Source organism: Pseudarthrobacter sp. NS4, assembly GCF_024758005.1.
Lineage (GTDB): Bacteria > Actinomycetota > Actinomycetes > Actinomycetales > Micrococcaceae > Arthrobacter.
The window spans coordinates 46,517-66,748 of sequence record NZ_CP103288.1; the positions used below are offsets into that span (position 1 = coordinate 46,517).

Sequence of the window (20,232 nt, forward strand, 5' to 3'; positions counted from 1 at the left end):
AATCCCCTATTGTCATGGGTGGCCGAGACCGTGCCGGGACAGCTGTCCGTCGTCCTGCGGCGCTGTCCGGCCCTTGTCGCCGAGCCCGATTGCGACGCCGACTGGTACGCGAAGACGGACGATCGCCAGAGGGCGTGGCCGCCCGGCATCGAAGCCAAGGGCAACGTTGACCCTTGGTGAGCGGATGCAGACTCAAGATCCCTTGTGGGGTCCTCGCTTGTCGCCATTGTCCCGGGAGAAGTCGTTGGAGTTGCTTCTAACGGATGCGTGAGGATCTCCGGCGAGTTCAGCTGCGCCAATCGCGGAAATATACAGCTCAATAAGGCGTGCGTCCGCAACGCTATTCCGCGAACGATGAAATCGACGGGACGTCTGGTGTCCCTAGGGGTTACAAGATCGCAGAAGCCACTAAACATGACATGGTTCCGTCCTTTTTGGTGGCGCGTTTTTATGGCTCGCTGTGGACAACAGAGAGGCTTGTGATGAGAGCCTCTTTTGCTTCAACGAGCCTAAAGAGCGTAGGAATCACCGTTTTGCTGTCGCCCAGATTGATACTCCCTTGCCTGGCCATCACCGCCCAGCACTTGTCCCCCAATGTGCGAACAGCATCCCACCAGCTATTGTTCTGCCGGGGCTGACTCCTGGTCTCAGGAAACTCTTCAGGAGTCAGCCCAACCCTCTGGCTACTGGTGCACAAGCCTGAACTACCGGCCGCGCCCGTGGCTCACGCCGCGGGCGCCGTTGCTAAACTGCGGTCCATAAACATGGCCGAACGTGAGGAGGCCTGAATGGCGGAGGCAGGCATGCCATGGACACCGGAGGATCCCTGGTGGGTCCGGGACAACCTGCGCGAGGCCATCGACCGTCTGGTGGATCTGGGGTACACGGTCCGCGGGGGCCAGGCCGAAGACCCGGAACTGATAGACCCCGGCGGCTCGGCAGTGGAGACGTGGCGGGAGGACTACCCGTACGAGGAACGGATGTCCCGCGAAGAATACGAGGCGGAAAAATACCGGCTGCAGGTAGAGCTGCTGAAGTTCCAATACTGGGGACAGGACCACGGACTCAAGAACGTCATCGTTTTCGAGGGCCGCGACGCCGCCGGCAAGGGCGGCACCATCAACGCTTCACCGAACATCTGGATCCCCGCTCGGCCCGGACCGTCGCGCTGGGCAAACCGTCGGACCGCGAACAGGGCCAGTGGTATTTCCAGCGGTACATTCAACACCTGCCAACGGCCGGTGAGATCGTGATGTTCGACCGGTCCTGGTACAACAGGGCCAACGTCGAGCGGGTCATGGGCTTCTGCACCGAAGACGAGTACGACACGTTCATGGGCCAGGCGCCGCTGTTTGAAAAGATGCTCGTGGACTCCGGGATCCGGCTGAACAAGTTCTGGTTCTCGGTCACCCGGCACGAGCAGCGGACCCGCTTCGCCATCCGGCAGATCGACCCGGTACGGCGCTGGAAGCTCTCACCCGTGGACCTCGCCTCGCTGGACCGGTGGGAGGACTACACCGCGGCCAAGGAAGAAACGTTCCTGCGCACCGACAGCGACTACGCACCCTGGATCACCATCAAATCCAACGACAAAAAACGCGGACGCATCAACGCCATGCGCTACTTCCTCAACCAGTTCGACTATGAGGGCAAGGACACCTCCGTCGTGCACGAACCAGACCCGCTCATCGTGCGCCGCGGACGCGACGCAGTCGGCGACTAAAGCCGGCACCGCAGGGACGGATTCGCCAACCAGGCCAGGCACAAAGCACTGGATCATCGCGGATCAATGCCCGGCGGTTCGCCTTGTTCCGGAGGCGTTGACCTCCTTGCCGTCTACCCCGTTGAGCCGAAAATTTCCCGCGCCATCTCATGGTGCAGCACAAATTCCGGGCTGCCGTTCGCGTCCGTGGTCCCGGAGGAAACATAGTAGCCGTGCCCCATGGCAGAGCCGCCCGCAGCCCTGTCCAATGCCGTCAATGAAGCCTCTGACAGGATGCCGTCCGGCGCGGAAGACCGGATCTCGGCTTTTTCTTCGGGTGTCAGTTTGGCGGCCAGAGCAGCGAAATCCTTCACGATGTCTCCTTATGGCGGACAGAATCGGACGGTTACAGCGATTTTAGAGCGGGAAGATGAACTGTCGAGGCCCCTCAACACTGACCCGCACCTCCACCCAAGTCCCACATCACGGTGCCTCGAAGCGTGCATACAGATCTGCGGCTAGTCGGTAAGGAAGGCGGCGAAGGTTTTCGGTGATGAGGCAGCAAGTTCTGCCAGTTCCGCAAGCCGATGGGCGCGCGCGGACTCGGCCTGCGTGAAAGGGGCGTCCTGCCGTCTGTAAAACAGCGGAGCGCCTCCAGGCGAGGGTATTTTCAGGATGTTTGCTGCAACCGGGACTCTGCTGTCTTTGTGGGGGACAGGTTCGGCTCCGAGCAATTCAGCGACCGCGAGCTGGAGCTCGTCGGGATTCCCTGCGACCCTGACGGCCAAACTCAGGGCCTTGGTTTGCCCGTCCGCTACGGCCAGGGCAGTGGTCCGCCACGCCAGCACGTTCCGCCCGCTGCCGCTGCCGGCAGCGGCGAGCAGGTCCTCCTGCCCCAGGGTCTCCGGCGCGGCAACGACGAGTTCCACGAGGACTCCGCCCGGATGTCCATGGCGCTGAAAGTCAATCACGTCAACGTGGGCGCGTTCCAGGGCTCGCCGGAGCGCCCACTGGGCCACCGGCCCGTCCTCCGTAGTGGCACGGATCCGCCACAATGCAGATACGGTATGCAGTTCACGGCGGCGGTGAAGGGACGGGGCGTGAAGCCAGTCCCGCAATGCGCGCCGCACTGAAGGTTCGGCGACCCAGATCACCAGCACTGTGGCCGTCAGCGTCAGCACCAGAACCTTGTGGAGGTACGGCATGCCAGTGTTCATGACCGCTGCATGGACAGCCAGTTCAATTGGCAGCATGGCGGCCAGATTAGCCAGTGTCAGTCGGAACTTATGGGGGTGGGGCAGCTGTCCACATATCTCGCATTCCAACTCCGATCCCGATGAACGCAACTTACGCAGTCTCATGAACTCCATCGTCAAGGATGCATGTTTCCCCCAGATGGCCTGAGAACCAACGAGACGTCAACGAATTCCGCCCCATGAGTGTGGGTGGAGGGAGGCGATGTAGGCCCTCCGGCCCGAAACCGCCCCAGCTGGCGGAGACAAGCCCCACGCAAAACGAGGGCGACCCCTGGGTGCCGCGCAGCGTGAAGCGGTACATGCCGTCCGTCGAGGCACCGTCCTGCCGGTTCCACATCACGCCCACCTTGCCGGGCCCGAACGCGATCACAGCCGGGATGTCGTCCAGTGACACATTGCTCAAGGACGCGGGATGAGGAAACGGCCCTTGGAGGCTCTGGACTGGGACGATCGGCCCACCACCGTGGTGCCCACAAACATGCTGACCTGCCCTGCCACGATCTGAACCGCGAGCATCTGTACCGCGTACCCGACGAGGACGAGCAACTGACTGAAGGTCCCAGCCATGTTGAGCGGTGGTGTCCGGGCATTTCTTCATCCATGACGGCAGGCACCGGGCGATCAGGGCCCTTTCCACCGGGCAGCCCACGATTGAAGCGAAGGTGATCGAAGCAGGTATGGGACCGAACCCCTTGGTATCAGAAGCCTCTGCTGTGCTTCCTGTGGTGCACTCGTGGAAGGTCCACCCCGGTGACCACACCATCCTTGTCTGCTACCGCTGCTGGCGGGAGGAATGCGGGGTATGACCGCGCGTTGGCCGGCCCATCCTGACGCCCCCAAATTCAACATCCGTCACAGCAGTCACACGTTCATCTATGATTTGGCTAGCGGCCACTCATCCTTCGCCCATCACCGGTCCTGCGACGGCAGGGTGGGGCAAGGCATAGCCAAAACCCCTAACACCATGGAGGGCACTGCCATGAGAACCACCCTGGGGCGGACCACTGCCGCCCTAGCAACATTAGCCATGCTCATTACACTTGCCGTCGTGGGCGGCGGGACCGTCAACGCGGCGGGACCGGTTACTGTCACGGCCGCCGCCGACACTTACGTGCAGGCGGACCGGCCAACGGAGAACTTCGGGACCAGCGTCCGCTGGTCCACGGAAGGCCGGACGAACATCTGGCGTAATAGCCTGCTGCGCTTCAACGTCACGGTCCCGGCTGGCGAAAAGATCACGTCGGCCAAGCTGCGAGCCTACTCGGAAGCGTCCACAACCGCGAGTGAGTACGTGGATGTTTACACCACGGCGGGCGGCTGGACTGAAACCGGCGTGACGTGGAACAACGCACCCGCACGGGGAACTTGGCTCGGGAAGACCGGCGGCTTTGCCACGGGCGCTTGGGTGGAGTGGGACGTGACCAAGGGCGTCACGGCTGGCGAAACCAATCTGAAGCTCGAAACCAACGCGCAAAAGTGGGTGGGCTTCAAGTCTGACGAGTCGGCGGATCCGGCTCTGCGCCCGCGCCTGGTAGTCACTACGGAAGCTGACACCACAACGCCAACGCAGCCGCCGGGTGACGGCACCACCGCCGCCGCTACTTTCAACTGGGGCACCCCAGTGGCTGGGGACGAATTCAACTACACCGGGGCACCTGACCCGGCCAAGTGGACCGTCTACAACAGCGCCGGCCACGCGGGCAACGGCATCCGATCAGCGCAGCAGGCCGCCGTTGACGGCTCCAAACTCGTGATCAACGGCACCCCTAACGGCACCACCGCCGGCATGGGTGCCAAGTTCGACAACCGCAAGTATGGGCGGTGGGAAGTCCGGGCAGCAGGATCCGGTGACAACGAATATCACATGGTGTCCATCCTTTGGCCGGACAGTGAGAACTGGCCGTGCGACGGCGAGATTGACTACGCCGAAACTGATGGCGCTTGGAACGTCATCAAGTTCTTCCACCACTACTCCTGCGAGAACAAACAAATCTCGGCGCAGAAGGCCCTGGACGTGTCCCAGTTCCACAACTACGCGGTCGAGTGGACCGATAAGGGCATCGTTGGTTACGTGGACGGCGTGAAGTGGTTCGAGGACAGGGACCCGGCACACCAACCTCCTGGCCCCATGCACCAAACGCTGCAGCTGGACTGGTTCCCTGACAGCACGGCTGACGGGGCCGGGGAAATGCGGGTGGACTGGGTGCGTGTCTACAACGTGGCCGCGCCTTCACCCACACCCACGCCTACCACGCCCCCGGCCAGCGGGGATGCGTTCGACTTCGCCGCTACGGGTGATATGAACCCATCCGGCGTGACGGACCCCAATTCGGCGTCCGGGAAGAACGCGGCCAGCATCCGGGGCGCGCTGGACAGTGGAGCGCTGGATAACTTCATCGGCGTAGGTGATTTCCAGTACAGCGTCGGTACCTGCGGCTCGGGCAACGATTCCTACGCGAACTATGAACGCAACTGGGGGCCGATCAAGTCCAAGACCTACTGGACGCCTGGGCCGAACCATGACGTGGAGCCGGGCCGGAACGACGACCTGGACCGCTACATGGACGGGCAGTGTGTGAGCACGTCCAAGTCTGCTACCAGCACCACGCTGGGCAGGTTCCAGGACGCGCTGGAATGGTACGCGATTGATAAGGGCAACTGGCACATCCTGTTTGCTCCCACGGCGATATGGCGTTACAACTCCACGCGGGCAAGCCAAATGACCGCAGAGTTTGACGCGGACCTCGGGCGGGCCAAAGCCGCGGGCAAGCACCTGGCGGTTGTCTACCATGACCCGTACTTCACGTCCAACACGTCCAGCCACAGCCGCTTCAGCCAGGGCAAGCCGTGGATTGACGTGTTCGACAAGCACCGGGTGCGGGTGCTGCTGTCCGGTTCGCAGCACAACTATGAGCGGACCTGCCCGGTGAACAAGAGCGACGTTTGCACCACTGACGGGATGCAGCAGTTCCAGGTGTCCACGGGCGGCATCAGCCTGCGTTCGTTCACGAGCTCGCCAAGCTATATGCAGAAACGGTTCAGCGACACGTGGGGGCATCTGCGGATGAGCTTGAAGGCTGACGGTTCCTACTCGTGGGAGTTCAAGCCTGTTCACGGCGGCATGCAGACCGACAGCGGATCACGCCCCGCACCATAAGCAAAAGAAAGGGTGAGCCCCCAATCGTGGGGCTCACCATCTGCCGGAAGGAAGTACCACCATGCGCATAAGGAAAACTGCATCAGCAGCAGTAACAGCAGTAGTCGCAGCGGGAACCATCGCATCAGCAGTCGGCGGCGCGGACAAAGCCCCGGCACAGAACACCGAACCACCCAAGAACCAAGACCCATCAGCCAACGGCACAGTCGCACCATCCCTGTGCTACGCCACCCAAGAGGACGGCACAGGGTTCTGCGTGGACAGGTCAGTGTGCAGCGGTGGATGCCTGCACGTGGACGGAACCAACGCAGTGCAGAACCGCAAGTGGTACGAGCTGAACAGCTGACGCCAAATGGATGACCTGATAGCTGACTTCCTGCGATGGCTGTACTGCATTGAGGTACCGCTAAGCGAACAGACACAGGACGACTACGCACTGTGCTGATAGACCTGCTGGAAACTCCGCTGAACAGTGAGTGGGGTTTCTCGACGAGGTGGTGATCAGCGACTGGACCGCGGTGCGGAGCGTCGGCGCGGCCAAGGCATCCCAGGACCGGGTCATGCCGGGCCCGGACGGTCCGTGGGGCGAAGCCCTTGTGGCCGCCGTGCGGGCCGGTGAGGTGGAGGAAGCCAGCGTTGACCGGAAGGTGCTGCGGATCCTGCAGCTCGCCGCCCGGGTGGGCGCCTTGGAGGGTTTCGAGCCGGTCAGCGCCGAACCCGTGGACCGGGAAGACCTGGTGGCATTCGCCCGGGAGGCTTCAGCCGCCGGGACGGCGATGGTGAAGAACGACGGCGTGCTCCCGCTGGATCCTTCCAGTCTTGGCAAGGTGGCCGTGATCGGGCACAATGCCAGGTACGCACGGACGCAGGGCGGCGGCTCGGCCACGGTCCTTCCCGAGAAGGTCGTCACACCGCTGGATGGGGTCCGCGCGGCCGGACGTGTTGGACACGGAGTCCGTAACGGCACAGTAAGCGCCGGCAAGGTCGGCAGAGGTCGCAGCGCGGGCATCGAGCCATTCTTTGGGAACCTGCCCTGGCGGCACCGTTGGATGAAGCACTGCGTCTTCACCGTCTTCAACGATCTCGTCCAGTTCCGCGGCAAGCCTTGCATCGCGGCGGAATCCGGCCAGCACCTCGAGCAGGCATGCCTCCAGGCTGGGTCCGGCGTATACCGTGCGGAAGTTTCCGTGTAGGTCATCCCATCGGCCCGGGCACCTGCCGTTGGTTGCCCATTCCCAGCCGCTCCACGCCCAAGGGTCGGGACGGAACCCGATGCGCCATACCCGGTTGTCCGGGCCGGTGAGGTTGCTGACGACGCTGGAGAGCTTGATGCCGCTGCCTTCCAGGAACTTCTCCAGGCGGTGGATCTCCCGCGTTCTGTCCTGCACGGCGATGGCCCGGGCACGGGTCAGATCCCGCAGCTCCCGGATGGGTTCGGGCGGCACGAAGGAGCCCCTCAACAAACCATGGGCAGCGAGCTGTGCCAACCACGACGCGTCGGAGACATCGGTCTTGCGTCCCGGGATGTTCCGGGCGGCCTTGGCGTTGACCAGCATCACGGGCAGGGCCGATTCCAGCAGATAGTAGAACGGCTTCCAGTAGTCACTGGTCGCTTCCATCACCACCGTTGTGACCTGCTGCTGCTCGAGGAAAGCGCGCAACTGCAGGATCTCATTCGTGGTTGATCCCCAGGTGGTGACCGTCGAGCTGAACCGGCCCCGTTGGCTTCCCGGGACCCGCACGCAGACCTTCGCGTCGTGTTTGGAGATATCCATGCCGACGGCGCGCTCATGCACAATATCCATTGCCTAGTCCTTTATTCAGTAGCGGAGCGTCCACCGCGGGAAGGACAGGGATAAATTCAGGAATCTAGCACTCGTGCTCGAAGCAACAATCCACGGTTCCCGTGGGAGTCCTTCACGTCACGCTTGGAAGCGGGCTCAGTCTCGGCACCAAGGAAGTCCGGCGTCATCCGCGGCAGACACGGCCATCATGCACCCGACGCCCGCAGGAAAACCAGAGCCGAGAAAGCCAACCAGGCCCCCATTTACACACCTCACGGCGCGGCAGCGCCCCTAAGCCGCTTGGAACAGGATGGCCGTGGGCGGAGGCGGCCTACACTGCACAGTGGGTTGCCGTTGTGGTGCAGTCTGCCGGGATGCAGCTAGCAGCGTGTCATGAGGTAGGCCGCCCAGCCCCGCGGCCATCCCCCAATCCGTTCTCCCCGGCGATCTTCTCCACTTCGAACTCCGGGGAGAAGGTGTCTTTGATGTATCCCGGCGGGAGGGTCAGGTTCCCGAATGGAATAAGCTTCCACACCAGCCGCTCCCATCGTTGTGCCTCCCATTCGAAGTTCCACATCAGGAACTTGGCCCCCGGTCCGGCAAGGGGGATCACGTGCTGGAGATAAGCGGCGCGCTGTCGTTCGGTGAGGTCATCGAAGGTGCCGTAGTCGACCAGGACGTCGAATGTTCCGTGCAGATGGCGTGGGTTGGTCAGGTCGTCCACGAGGAATTCCACTGATGCGCCAGCTTTTTGTGCTTTCCCCTTGGCTTTGGTGATTGCGGCCGGTGCGAAGTCCAACGGCGGTAAGGTCGAACGCGTGCTGTGCCATGAAGATGGCGTTGTTGCCCGCTCCGCAGCCCAGGTCAATTGCACGACCAGGGGTCAGCCCCCCGTCCTTCACCAGCCGGACGAGCTCTCGTGGCCGCATGCCGTACCGGCGTGAACCAACCGGCGCCAAAGCAGGGCAGTGACCAGGAGCGGGATCAACGATTCGGGGCTGAGGAGGTTCTGCTCGGGCAATTCGGCGAGGTTGTGAACAAATATTCCCGCCCAGCCAATCAACGCCGTTGCTGGGACCGCAAGCTCCCGGGCTGGTAGAGGCTTCATGCCGCGGCCCTGCGGTTACGGGTCTCTGACCAGAAGGCCAGGATGTGTTGGATAACTTCAGAGGGTGCAGGCAGAAGCGGGCCGACGTGCCCTGCCCCGGAGACCTGCGCGAATCGTCCGTCAGGGACTGATGCCGTGGACACTTTGATCTCCCACACCACCACCACGCCGGCGGGTGGATTGAGCACGACAACTCACAGCCCCTCAAACAGGTCGGTCAGCAGTGGACTGCCGGGCGGCCTTGGCGGCCACGCCAGGACCGACGATTCCCGAGACACAATTCTGGCCCACCGGCGCTCGTCCACCCCCGGATCGACGAGGACATGTCGCTGGGATTTGTGCTCCAACAGCCCTGCGACTATCCGGTGCGCTACCTGTTTCGTGTCCACGTCAATATCGATCCAGTCATCAGGAACCGGGCGCAGATGATACTCACGGGCAGGGTTCCAAGGCTCCATGCCCTGTTGTTGCCGCGTTTGGTTCCAGCGTTCAAAGGTCGATGCCCGCAAGGCGCCGTGCACGAGCCGCCTCAGGCCAGGGCCCGGCACCTGCCGTGCCCGGGTGAAGGCTTCATCCGTGGCCCTGCCCACTGCGATATGGTCCCGGTGTCCCGTGATCCCGTCAGGCCCGAAAGTCACCACCACCTGTGGACGTTCCTCGAGGAGGATCGCCAGAATCCTCCCAACCAGCTCCTCGAAGCCAACCTCGGCCAGGTGCCCGTCCACGTAGTCCAGCCATTCGTGCCGGTCCGGAATGGTGCCATGGGCCCGCCAAGCATTGACGCTTTCCCTCCGCCGCCAGGTACCCAGCTCCTGACGCGTCGTCGGGACGCCCTCGGCAATCTGCCCGGCCCCGCCATCGGTCGCAAGCACCAGGCAGAACCGGAACCCGGGGTCGTTCTCGTGTAAGGCAATCGAGCCCGCGCAACCGTACGCATCATCGTCCGGATGCGCAACCACAACCGCCAGTGAATGTGGTTCGTTCATACGGCAGAGGCTAAACCCCGATAACTCAGAAAAACAGGCCATCGACGAAGCTAAGTTTGCCGAACGAAAGCCGTGTGCGAAAGTACCGGTCAGGCTCGATCGTCGTAATAATGACAACTTCTATTCTCCCCCTCCTCGTAGGTCGTCTTTGGCCTAGATGTAGTGGTGCGTGGCGCTGCCGGCTTCTGAGTTGCCCTTGTTCCCGGTCCGGTCCCATACACCGAGAAAAACGTCCCGGCAGTACTCGTGCCACAGCGAACTTGAACGCCGATAATGGATATTCCGTCAACCTAGGAGCGCCGGAGTGCCGAGCTTTATACGTCAAGGTCGACCAGCAGGGTGCCAGATTCAGAACTAGGGCTTCCAGAGGTTCAAGTCGGACCAATTAGCGGGAAAGCCCATACTCACATTCGGTGAGATGAGTTCGGACCCGTCCGGTGCTTGAAGCTTGATGTCGAGTTTTCTGATTTGCGTCTTGAAGGTCAGGTGCCAGTTTGTGCCACTCGTGTGTGATCTGAGCATGAAGGCCAGGGCCGCGGCGTAGATATAGAGCCTCTGATGTGCTTTGGGCGTGACCGTGAAGCCGGGTTCGAGCAAGTGCGCTAGGAGCTCCCCGGCTGTGTCATGTTCGCGAAGTGAGAGAGGCCTTTTGAACGCGCGGTTGAAAAGACGCGAGCCGTGGGCACACGTGTTTCGAAAGTCGACCATCATACGCAGCACAGCACCAAAACGGCTGGGGTGGGCGAATCCGAACATGCGGGCGACCGAGCGCGCGTCCGGGGTCTGCATGAGCTCGTAGAGGAATGGCAGATTTCCGAAGCTCAGCACTTCAGTGACAGCCCAGATGGGCACATCTTGTTCCGGGTACTTCAACAGGTGGTGTTTGATGAAGTCTTCGTCTTCCGCCCCGGAAGAAACAGCTTCCCGCCAGGTCTTCGTCCATGCGTCAAACTTTGTGTGCTCGCCGACTGGTTTATCGCAACTTTGCGTATCCAAATATTCTTTGGATGCATGAGCCGCCACGTTCCTCGAGGCGAGCGTGTGGGCGATGGCAGCCCTTAATCGCACCTCGAACTCAAGCAGGCCTTCCTGGCAGATCCGAGCCAACTTGAAGTCGAAGGCTTCCAGCTTCATGACGTGCTCGATGCTCGCACCAGGTATGTAATCGTCTGACCGGTACTGGTGCAGGCGAGCATCGATTGTGTCCGCGGGGAGCAGCCTCCGGAAGACGTATCGGTACGCGCCGGAGCGGAAGTAGCCGACTCGTGTCAGGAAGTTGAGCGCCTCGGCGCGGTCAGGAATCGCGAGGCCACGGACTTCGAGTTGTTGAAGCAGCTCGTCGCGCTCTTTGAATTCCTTCGTATACTCCACACTTCACCGTTTGTCGCACAATGAAAATCGCCCCCTTGAGCCGAGGCTCAGAGGGGGGCGATGTCTGATAAATAGAATCTAACACATTCGCCACAGAGGGGTTTGTATGAGCCTCCGTTTGAAAGAGGAGAGCATACGCGCCGGTGGTGGGGCAGCAGGAGTGCGCCTCATATGCAAGACAAGCTACAAAATGGCTGGCGACTCTGCAGGAGGAGGGCTCCCCGCCTGCTTGGCTTGGCGCAGGTACTGGTAAACAGTCTCCCTGCTAATCCCGTAATCATGAGCAAGAACGACTTTTGGAATCCCGCTGTCAGCGCGTTGGACCATTTCGGCGGCTCGTTCCGGTGTGAGGGTCTTTTGCCGTCCTTTGTACGCGCCGCGTTGCTTGGCCAGGGCGATGCCTTCACGTTGGCGTTCCCTGATGAGGGAGCGCTCGAATTCGGCGAAGGCGCCCATGACGGAGAGCATGAGGTTGGCCATGGGGGAGTCCTCGCCGGTGAAGACCAGGCTTTCTTTGACGAACTCCACGCGCACCCCTTTGCGGGTGAGGTCTTGGACGAGAGCACGTAAGTCGTCAAGGTTTCGGGCCAGCCGGTCCATGCTGTGCACCACCACGGTGTCCCCGTCGCGGGTGAACCGCAGCAGTTCCGTGAGTTGTGGCCTACCAGTGTCCCTGCCCGAGGCTTTATCCGTGAAGACCCGGTCCAGAACCTGGCCTTCGAGTTGGCGCTTCTCGTTCTGGTCCAGAGTGCTCACGCGCACGTACCCGATTCGTTGTCCGGCCACTGTTCCTCCAACCTCTGCCTGTGAGGTTGAGTCCTAGACCCGTCCTGCAACGAAGTCAAGACCAAAACCCTCGGGCGTCAGGTTTGGGTGTGCCTGAACTAGACGAAACGCTTGGCCAAGCGCCCCTGTGGCGCCCTTGTCATCGGACCACCCACACAGACTGACATTCCCGGATATGGAACAGTCTGAGCTTCTCCGCGCCCAAATGCCTAAGCTGCTCAAGGCGCGTCAATAATGGCTAGTTGGCCGGTTGTGTCAGGGACGCCAGGAAATTGCGCGTGCAGCGTCTCATTTGCAGTCATCGGCGCCTCGCCGAGGGAGCGCATGCGAAGAAGTGCAACTGCGGAGATTAGGAACCAGGCGATGTTCGTGACCACGGACGGCCATGCTTCGTGGAAAGCACCATTGACAATGAAGGCGCAAGAGCCCAGGAGATTCGCGGTCTGGAAGCCCCTGCCGGCTTTCAGCCAACCCATGGACACAGCCAGGTAAGCACTGAGTATTGCAATCGCCCCTGCCCAACCTGCGATTTCCCACAGCAGTTCCATGATGTCCTTTCAAAGGTAAGGCCCGGTTGTAACCGTTAGCGGAGTAAAGGGCGGCTATAGGTGTTTGCCTCAGGAGGATCATCGTCGAACCAGCGTTCACACGGCGCTGCCCAAGGATCCGATCCGTTGTACTTCAAGGCAATTATGCGAAGGACTACCCTTTAGATCAATTGCATTTGACTGAAGCCATGGTTTAGAACTTCTTAACATGGATATTGATCCGCGCCGCCTGCGCGTGCTTCTTGCGATTGCTCGTACGGGCGGTGTGCTCGCCGCGGCTGATGAGTTGGGGATTACGGCGTCGGCAGTATCCCAGCAGCTCAGCAAATTGGAAGACGAGACGGGGCACGCCTTGGTTGTGCGTACACCCAAAGGCTCGGTTTTGACACCCTCCGGCCTCGCGATCGCAGAAGCCGGCGAAGAGATCGAACGCGCACTCAATGTTGCCCGCTCCCGCATGGAAGGCGGGGCCAAGGTCGCAGGGGTGGTGCGGATTGGCGGTTTCACCAGCTTTATCCGCACAGTGTTGATCCCACGCCTGCCCGAGTGGCGCAGCCAATACCCCCAATTACAGATCCGGATCGTCGAGGGCGACTTCCCTGCGCTGACGCGGTTGCTCCGTCAGCGCCAGCTCGACGCCGTCGTGGTCGAGCTTGACTCAACGACGGCCGGACAACGTGCACTTTCCGCCGGCATGACCGAGGAACCGCTACTGGACGAGCCATGGAAGCTGGTGGTTCCGACGGGTGCCCTGCTCAGCACCGAAAACATCGACCTTTCCCGTCTGCCGCTTCCATGGCTCGGCGTCGAGTCCTCCGCGGCCAACGCTTCTGTCCTGGGCCGGCTCCGTGAGTCAGCGGGCGCCTGGATTGAAACTATCCACCAGTACCAAGACACACTGACCGCTTTTGCCCTCGTCGCTGCCGGCGAGGGCATCGCCGTCGTGCCCACCCTGGCCTTGAGTGGCATTGTTCAGGATGGGGTGGACGTCCTGGACGTCCCTGGTCTGGGTACACGACGCATCGTTCTGCGGCGGTTCGACCCGCGCCGGTCAACCAGCGCGCCGATAGACACCGTTGCACGCCTCCTACGGGAATCGGCTGCAGCGTTCGACACACGATCGACATCCTGACCGACCTCACGTTCAACCATCGTCATCGTCTTCGCTTGCAGGGTCCGGGCTTCGGCTGGCTTCGGAGGGCGCGGCCACTACGAAGTACATATACCGCATCGTCGCCAAAGCACCCGCCGCTTTTGCCTTTTGCTGACCTGAGTGCAGGATGCGAGGGCGGTAAGTTGCAAGCGAAGCTGACCCCTCTTTCCCAGCGGACAAAGAGTCCTTAAGGTGCGGCTGGCATAGATTTCTTGAAGTAATTACTACTTCTCTATTGCGTTGTTTGTGATCACAGCTAAGTTGGAGGTGGCACTTCTCACGGAGCTTGGGCGGGTTGTGGTTGCTTGCCGCATGCCGTCTTTACCCGCATCGGTCTAAGAAGCAGCGTGTCTCACCGTGCCAAAAGGATTGTATTGACTGACGAACTTACTGCAGTGTGCGGACATGCTGAGATTTCCGCCGACGCGGGCGCGGGTGATGCGAAGGCTCTGAAAAGAGTGACCGTAGGAGCGAACCTCGTCGGCAATCGAGCCGTTGGTCTGGCACGTCTTTTTGACTACGACGACGGATATAGGCCGGCCTGCATTGATGGGCAAGTTCACCCGGCACTCGCCAAGCCGCTCCAGCGGTCATCGACGTTGATACCAGCGGCGGTCTTGCCATGAATGCGACAGTTACAGACAATCTCCGCCATCCGATAGCTCTGGGCAGGAATCCGGCCGAAAGGATATCAATGGGCGACAGCGCCAGTACGACAGTAAACGCACAACAGATCCTTGTCCCGGGGGAAGCACGGGGGGAGGTGGCAGCTAGCGAGCGAATGCTTAGCTTCTGGGGCGGCGTCGATCCGTTGACCGGAATCGTCATCGACCAGCGCCATCCACTTCACGGCGTTTCCCTGGCCGGAAAGATCGTGGTCCTCCCCAAAGGGAAAGGATCCAGCACGGGAAGCTACGTCATGCTTGACGCCTTGGTTGAAGGGGCAGGCCCGGCAGGCATCCTTATGAACAAAGTTGACGAAATTATCTCCTTGGGAGCGGTTGTGTACGACGAGTTCTATTCAAAAACGATTCCCGTTCTGGTGCTCAATGACGAAGACTTCTCGCGTGCTTTGACGGCCACGCATGCAGAAATCCTCGCGGAGGGGCAGGTGGTCCTTCATGGGTAGGCTCCACCAACGTGACGTTCCGGTGTCTTTGCTTTCCCTCTCCAAAGAAGATCTGGAGATGCTCGACGGAAGCCATGGCAAAGCTGCGCAGCAGGCTATGCGAATTATCGTTCGCATGGCTCATATCCAGCAGGCCACGGAGCTGGTCGATATTTCCCACGTGCACATTGGGGGAAGCATTTACACGGGCAAGGGAAGCCTGAACGTCATAGAAGAGCTGGTTTCCAATGGGGCTCAGGTTCGTGTCCCCACCACGGTCAACTCCATTTCCATCGACCGAAGCCAGAGAGGGGTTTGGAACAGCGGCAACGAGTTCGACACCAACGCAGGTCGGTTGGCAACAGCACTTGAAGCAATGGGTGCAAACCCTATCTTCTCCTGCACACCCTACGTGTTCCCAAAGACGCCCCAGTTTGGACAAAACGTTCTGTGGGCGGAGTCCAACGCGATCGTTTATGCCAATAGCGTGATAGGTGCTCGGACAAACCGTCACGGGGACTTCATGGACGTGTGCGCTGCACTGACCGGACGCGTTCCAAAATCAGGCCTGCACCTGAGCGAGAACCGACGCGGAACCCTTCTCGTGCACGTCCCGGATGTAGCCGGTGCTGACCCAAGCTTCTATACCGTTTTGGGATACCTCATTGGGAAGCACGCCGCGGCGGATATTCCTGTAATCGAGGGAATCCGGCAAAAACCCTCTCTTGAAGAGCTTAAGAGCCTCTGCGCGACGCTCGCCACCTCCGGGGCTGTCGGGATGTTTCATATGGTGGACGTGACACCGGAGGCCCCGACACTGGAGGCTGCTCTTGGCAACGTCGAGCCGCAGCGCCGGTTCGACGTGACGAAGGACCAGCTTCGCCAAGTTTGGAACGAGCTATCAAGTGCTTCCAGTACCACTCTAAGCATGGTGGCAATGGGAAGCCCACACGCGACCTTGGGCGACCTGGCCGAACTCAGGGCCCTTGTTAGTGGGAAGAAGAAGCACCCTCGCGTCGAGTTCCTGATTACTACTAGCAGATTCGTGCGTGACCGAGCCCAAGAGCTCGGCATCGTGAAGGATTTGGAAGAGTTCGGAGTGCGGATCAGCACCGATACCTGTTTATGTATGTTCAATAGCAGCCGCGTTCCATCAGACGCTACCGGCATCATGACTAACTCCGGGAAGTTTGCGCACTATGGCCCAGGATTGATCAGTCGGGGAATTTACTTTGGCGCCGCAAAGGATTGCGTTGACTCGGCTATTGCCGGCAAGCCGGTCATTAGCGAACCTGGCTGGTTGCGGTCTTGAAAACCGTTGATACCTCACGCTGCAAGGGGGAGTTGTAACCGATGCGCCGCAGTTAGGCCATTCGGACAGGATTGCAGTAGACAGCCATGCAACTTAAATAAGCTGGCTATGCCGGTTCAAGGCCCCTAGACGATAGGGGGTAAAGAGGATCCGGGCCGGTCGTGGGGCCTGCTTCGGTCCTTCTATGTCATTGCAATCCCCGGCCGCCACGTTCCTTCTGCCACACCGGACTCAGGCCTGTCATGCTGGCGGCTTCCTCCAGACCCGGACCGCGGCGACCAGTGCATCGTGGCCCAGTACAGGTTCTTCATCCGGTCCAGGAATCAGGACATGGAACGGTTCCAATGTAGTGCCGTCTTTCAGCTCTACGGTCCCCGCAAGTACCACGACAGCCACGGGACCGCGTCCGGCCCCGACAAGGAATGGGGCCCTAATCTGCAGCATTTCAATCGAACCGCCGCAGACTTCCCGCCTCGTCATGAGGTTCAGGTTTCGGGTAGGGCCCTGAATGACTTCCACGGCGACGTCCGCCTCGCCGGCGAAAACAGCACGGGAACCCAACGCGAGCTGCCGCGGCCGGCCGTCAATGATCATCTTCAAAGAGCCCTTGGTTCCCATCAGGAAATGGCGGTCGACTCCCGGCAGCGATGAAAACGGGCCGCTTTCGACAATGTCAGCGAGGCTTAAGCGCCAGTCGAAGTCCGCGTACCCGGCACCCTGCGGTGCTAGGGCGATCTCGCGGGTGATTCCACCACCATTTTTCCAGTGCACCGGCGGAAGCAGAGAGGCGTAGAGCACCGACCGGACGGCGCCGGTGGTGCTTCCTGAGGAATTGGATCCAGGCATCGTGCAGCCTTTCAATTGTCGGAGTTTGGTGCCGTCGAGGAAGCGGTTGCTATCGGGGCTGCCAGAAAGGGGATGCCCGGCAGTGGCGACGCCGGGTTTCCTGATTGCCCGACACGACCGTTTGTCCTGCCCGTTACGGCACTGATCAGGAACCTACATGTTGAACAGGACACGGGTCCGGCGGGAGTCTTCGGAGGGTCCGTGGTCTGATGAGGCGCAATTGTTCGCCGGGTATGATCGGCGGCGACCATCAGTCCTCCGTAAGGTTTTTCGCGGACTCCGGTGTCATTACGCGGAAGCCGAATTCATGGTCGTAACCGTGGATCTCCCTGGTATCCAGTGCTGACATGAAGTCGAGGATCCCGGGTGTGATGGTTTGGCCAGGCACGAGAATGGGGAACCCGGGCGGATAGGGGGTAACGAAGCCGGCCGATATAACTTCTTCGCCTGCTTCGAGCCTCTGTCCGATGTCTGTGGCCGAAAGGTACTCGGTTGCGCCGGTTTCGTAAGTGTCGAAATAAGCGGCTCTGAGGTCGCCGTCCGGCGTCTCGGGATGGCAGCGGTACCTTTCGGCAAAGTGGGAAAAGTCCGGTAGGGCCGGGGGAGCGGTGGTGAGCCTCAGGACCCGTGATGCCCGGGCTTCGGTTGCCCGGGGGCTAAGGGCTCGTTGTTCCTCTTCAAGGGCTTCGGCGAGCTTAACCAGGACCTCGATGAGGTAGGCCACCGAACTACGTGACGTGCCGATGTTGGTCATGAAGAGCACGCTGTTCCGGGAGGTCTTGTTGATCTGGATGCCGAACCGGTCCATCAGATGCGTGTGCTTGAATGTGTCACCGTCGATGCCGGTGAGCCCGATATAGAGAGTGAGCCGGCTTGGGTCAACGACGAATTCGTCCCGCCGCCAGGCTTCGTCCATGGCTGCCAGTCCCTCACGGAGGGGGTTTTCGTAGCTTGTTTCCCTGTATTGGCCGGGAACCAGCTCGGCGGTGGAGAGGATGCGGAAGTACTTCTTCAGGAGGCGGTGCTGACTCACGGCTTCAGTGATGCTGATCGCGAGGTCGGCTTGTTTCTGGACCAGTTCAAAGCCTTCGAACTCCGCCTGGCGCCGTCCGATGTCCAGGGAGGCCAGGATTTGGTAGTTCGGTGAGGTCGACGTGTGGGTCATGTAGGCCTCGCGGAACGCCTCTTCGTTCAGGCGGCTGAAGTCTTGGTCGTAGACATGGATCATGGACCCCTGCCGAAGGGATGTCAGTGTCTTATGTGTGGACTGGGTCGCGTAGACGCGCAGGCGTGCCTGCTGAGGATCCGGGATAAGTCGCGTTGTCAGCCACAGGTCATCATTGATTGGTGCGTGAGTCTCCGGGTCGAACAGATCCGTGCGCTGCTGTTCGTACCGGGCTGCGTAGCCAGGATCCCGGAACATGGCTTCGAGTTTGCGCGCGGATGTCATCGCGGTGCGGCGCCGGTACACGGGGTGGAAACCGGCGAACGCGAACCAAGCTTCGTCCCAGAGGAACACCAGGTCGGGTTTTATGGCGAGGCATTCGCTCATGACGCGTTCGACGTCGTACACGATTCCGTCGAAGGTGCAGTTGGTCAGGGCAATCATCTTAACCTGATCCAGCCTTCCGGCCCGGCGGTAGTCGAGCAACATTTTCTTGATGCTGGACAGGGGAACGGCCCCGTAAAAGGAGTACTCGTCCAACGGGTAGGAATCGAGGTAGGCGACTCTGGCCCCTGCCAGCATGAGTGCGTAGTGGTGGGATTTGTGGCAGTTGCGGTCCACGAGCACGACGTCTCCGGGTTTCACAATGGACTGGTGCACGATTTTGTTGGCGGTCGAGGTGCCATTAGTGACGAAGAAGGATTTCTGCGCCCCGAAGGCCCGGGCCGCAAGAGTCTGGGCTTCTTTGATGGAGCCGTGCGGGTCCAGCAGAGAATCCAGACCGCCGGAGGTCGCCGACGTCTCGGCGAGGAACAGGTTCAGGCCGTAGAACTCGCCCATGTCGCTGATCCACTTCGAGTTCACGACGGATCCCCCGCGCGAGAGGGGGAGGGCATGGAAGACGCCGGCCGGTTTCCTGCTGTGGCTCTGCAACGCCGTGAAAAACGGCGTTTCGTAGCGGTCGTTGATTCCCCGGAGCAGGGACAGATGCAGTTCAAGACTGTCAGCCCTGAGGAATATGCGGCGGAAGCGCCGGGTCAGTGACCCGGCGAGTTTCTCGATGGCGACGCCGGCAACAAGGTAGAGATCCAATTCCGGCCGCAGCCCTGCCAACTTGTCGGCAAGCATCAGGATTCGCTGGATCGGCCGGAGGGGATCGAGGTCCTCGCCGGCGAACGCAGCCAGGAATTGACGCAGATCCGGGCCCAGTGGATGCCCGGAGGCAGTACAAAAACCCGGCCGGATAATGCAGGCTTGGATATCGGGATTCAGCAAGATCGCGACCAGGGCGTCCTCAAAGCTGGGGACAACGTTTACTTCGTAGTCAAAGGCGTCGCCTTGGCGGCGCTGGCGGCGCATCTCAGCGCGAAGGGCCTCGCTCTCTTCCACAGGGCAATCGTCGATAACGAGCACTTCGAATTTGGGCTTTAGCCGGCCGCGGGAGGGTTCGTCTCCAGTGACGGTCTGTTCGCCTTCTTCCGGTATGAGGGCATTGCCTTCCTCGATGCTGTGCGGGGACCTCTTGATGCCGCGCTTGACGTTTTCGACGATCTCAAAGGCATCCTTGTACTCGCCGGCCTCCATCTTGGTGCGCAGGTCGCTGACCTGTTGGAGGCCGGGAAATGCCCAGTAGGGCTCGATGGCTTCGAGTAATTGAAGCAATCGGCGGATTTCGCTGTGGAGATGAATGCCGGCGGCGCCGCCCGGGGCGGGCGTGACAAGCTGCTTGGCGGCATAGGAAAGGAAATCCCAAGTGTCGATCCGGAAGCGCCATGCGCTGCTCGGTGTTCCTACCTGTAAATTCTCAAGGATGTTCTGCGGCATTATTCGGTTCAATCTCACTTAGTCGTGTCTGCCTCGTTGCAGGACGGACTGTCGAAGTTCCAGGGATGTGCCGGATGCGGCACTGGGTCGGCGTCCACGGCAGCGCTCAGGTGGGGCTAGCCCAGT

The 20,232-nt window shown here is 60.9% G+C and carries 18 protein-coding genes and 4 pseudogenes; 8 read left to right on the forward strand and 14 right to left on the reverse strand.

Annotation, left to right across the window (positions count from 1 at the left end):
* Window positions 1-9: 9 nt before the first annotated feature.
* Window positions 10-180, forward strand: coding sequence for a hypothetical protein (locus NXY83_RS00225; protein WP_258804128.1), 171 nt, complete (start codon window positions 10-12; stop codon window positions 178-180).
* A gap of 608 nt (window positions 181-788) precedes the next feature.
* A pseudogene (gene ppk2 / locus NXY83_RS00230) lies at window positions 789-1,723 on the forward strand (polyphosphate kinase 2).
* Between the two features lie 113 nt (window positions 1,724-1,836).
* Here the strand turns inward: ppk2 and NXY83_RS00235 are convergent.
* Together NXY83_RS00235 and NXY83_RS00240 are read right to left on the reverse strand one after the other, a co-directional pair.
* A complete protein-coding gene (locus tag NXY83_RS00235) occupies window positions 1,837-2,076 on the reverse strand; it encodes a hypothetical protein (protein ID WP_258804129.1) in 240 nt (79 codons plus the stop codon).
* Window positions 2,077-2,220: 144 nt separating this feature from the next.
* On the reverse strand, window positions 2,221-2,955 hold the full coding sequence (locus NXY83_RS00240; RefSeq protein ID WP_258804130.1) for an amino acid-binding protein: 735 nt from the start codon (window positions 2,953-2,955) through the stop codon (window positions 2,221-2,223).
* A gap of 1,030 nt (window positions 2,956-3,985) precedes the next feature.
* Here NXY83_RS00240 and NXY83_RS00245 point away from each other — a divergent pair.
* From NXY83_RS00245 to NXY83_RS20850, 3 genes are all read left to right on the forward strand, one after another.
* Window positions 3,986-6,115, forward strand: coding sequence for a DUF7594 domain-containing protein (locus tag NXY83_RS00245; RefSeq protein WP_258804131.1), 2,130 nt, complete (start codon window positions 3,986-3,988; stop codon window positions 6,113-6,115).
* A 61-nt stretch (window positions 6,116-6,176) separates the two neighbouring features.
* A complete protein-coding gene (locus NXY83_RS00250) occupies window positions 6,177-6,461 on the forward strand; it encodes a hypothetical protein (RefSeq protein WP_258804132.1) in 285 nt (94 codons plus the stop codon).
* A 430-nt stretch (window positions 6,462-6,891) separates the two neighbouring features.
* Window positions 6,892-7,308, forward strand: coding sequence for a glycoside hydrolase family 3 C-terminal domain-containing protein (locus tag NXY83_RS20850; RefSeq protein ID WP_309484148.1), 417 nt, complete (start codon window positions 6,892-6,894; stop codon window positions 7,306-7,308).
* Here the strand turns inward: NXY83_RS20850 and NXY83_RS00260 are convergent.
* From NXY83_RS00260 to NXY83_RS00300, 10 genes and pseudogenes are all read right to left on the reverse strand, one after another.
* A pseudogene (locus tag NXY83_RS00260) lies at window positions 7,252-7,389 on the reverse strand (hypothetical protein); the annotation flags it as partial. The gene NXY83_RS20850 and the pseudogene NXY83_RS00260 sit on opposite strands and share 57 nt — an antisense overlap.
* 6 nt (window positions 7,390-7,395) lie before the next feature.
* Window positions 7,396-7,920 (reverse strand): annotated as a pseudogene (locus tag NXY83_RS00265) (IS110 family transposase); the annotation flags it as partial.
* A 370-nt stretch (window positions 7,921-8,290) separates the two neighbouring features.
* Window positions 8,291-8,698 carry a class I SAM-dependent methyltransferase gene (locus NXY83_RS00270; protein WP_258804133.1) on the reverse strand — a complete coding sequence of 136 codons (408 nt, stop codon included), beginning with the start codon at window positions 8,696-8,698 and terminating at the stop codon, window positions 8,291-8,293.
* A 40-nt stretch (window positions 8,699-8,738) separates the two neighbouring features.
* Window positions 8,739-8,828, reverse strand: a pseudogene (locus tag NXY83_RS20950) (hypothetical protein); the annotation flags it as partial.
* Window positions 8,798-9,007 carry a hypothetical protein gene (locus NXY83_RS00275; protein ID WP_258804134.1) on the reverse strand — a complete coding sequence of 70 codons (210 nt, stop codon included), beginning with the start codon at window positions 9,005-9,007 and terminating at the stop codon, window positions 8,798-8,800. The pseudogene NXY83_RS20950 and the gene NXY83_RS00275, both read right to left, overlap by 31 nt.
* Window positions 9,004-9,195 carry a hypothetical protein gene (locus tag NXY83_RS00280; RefSeq protein ID WP_258804135.1) on the reverse strand — a complete coding sequence of 64 codons (192 nt, stop codon included), beginning with the start codon at window positions 9,193-9,195 and terminating at the stop codon, window positions 9,004-9,006. Before NXY83_RS00280 ends, NXY83_RS00275 begins: the two co-directional genes overlap by 4 nt.
* A 6-nt stretch (window positions 9,196-9,201) precedes the next feature.
* Window positions 9,202-9,993 (reverse strand): PIG-L deacetylase family protein, encoded by a 792-nt coding sequence (locus NXY83_RS00285; protein ID WP_258804136.1) that lies wholly within the window; start codon window positions 9,991-9,993, stop codon window positions 9,202-9,204.
* A 354-nt stretch (window positions 9,994-10,347) separates the two neighbouring features.
* Window positions 10,348-11,364 carry an Abi family protein gene (locus NXY83_RS00290; RefSeq protein WP_258804137.1) on the reverse strand — a complete coding sequence of 339 codons (1,017 nt, stop codon included), beginning with the start codon at window positions 11,362-11,364 and terminating at the stop codon, window positions 10,348-10,350.
* Between the two features lie 183 nt (window positions 11,365-11,547).
* Window positions 11,548-12,150, reverse strand: a complete 603-nt coding sequence (locus NXY83_RS00295) for a recombinase family protein (protein ID WP_258804138.1) — start codon at window positions 12,148-12,150, stop codon at window positions 11,548-11,550.
* A gap of 218 nt (window positions 12,151-12,368) precedes the next feature.
* On the reverse strand, window positions 12,369-12,698 hold the full coding sequence (locus tag NXY83_RS00300) for a CBU_0592 family membrane protein (RefSeq protein ID WP_397427541.1): 330 nt from the start codon (window positions 12,696-12,698) through the stop codon (window positions 12,369-12,371).
* A gap of 208 nt (window positions 12,699-12,906) precedes the next feature.
* Here NXY83_RS00300 and NXY83_RS00305 point away from each other — a divergent pair, with 208 nt between their 5' ends.
* The 3 genes from NXY83_RS00305 to NXY83_RS00315 all read left to right on the forward strand — a co-directional run bounded on the left by NXY83_RS00305 (window position 12,907) and on the right by NXY83_RS00315 (window position 16,271).
* Entirely contained in the window at window positions 12,907-13,830 is a 924-nt protein-coding gene (locus NXY83_RS00305; RefSeq protein ID WP_258804139.1) for a LysR family transcriptional regulator, read from the forward strand.
* Between the two features lie 715 nt (window positions 13,831-14,545).
* The gene (locus NXY83_RS00310; RefSeq protein WP_258804140.1) at window positions 14,546-14,980 is read left to right on the forward strand and encodes an aconitase X swivel domain-containing protein; all 435 of its coding nucleotides are present in this window, start codon (window positions 14,546-14,548) and stop codon (window positions 14,978-14,980) included.
* 22 nt (window positions 14,981-15,002) lie between these two features.
* Window positions 15,003-16,271 (forward strand): aconitase X catalytic domain-containing protein, encoded by a 1,269-nt coding sequence (locus tag NXY83_RS00315; protein ID WP_258804141.1) that lies wholly within the window; start codon window positions 15,003-15,005, stop codon window positions 16,269-16,271.
* A gap of 240 nt (window positions 16,272-16,511) precedes the next feature.
* Here NXY83_RS00315 and NXY83_RS00320 read toward each other — a convergent pair whose 3' ends face one another.
* Together NXY83_RS00320 and NXY83_RS00325 are read right to left on the reverse strand one after the other, a co-directional pair.
* Window positions 16,512-17,117, reverse strand: coding sequence for a HutD/Ves family protein (locus tag NXY83_RS00320; protein ID WP_258804142.1), 606 nt, complete (start codon window positions 17,115-17,117; stop codon window positions 16,512-16,514).
* Between the two features lie 250 nt (window positions 17,118-17,367).
* Window positions 17,368-20,106: an aminotransferase class I/II-fold pyridoxal phosphate-dependent enzyme gene (locus NXY83_RS00325; protein WP_258804143.1), complete on the reverse strand. Its 2,739-nt coding sequence runs from the start codon at window positions 20,104-20,106 to the stop codon at window positions 17,368-17,370.
* Between the last annotated feature and the right edge of the window lie 126 nt (window positions 20,107-20,232).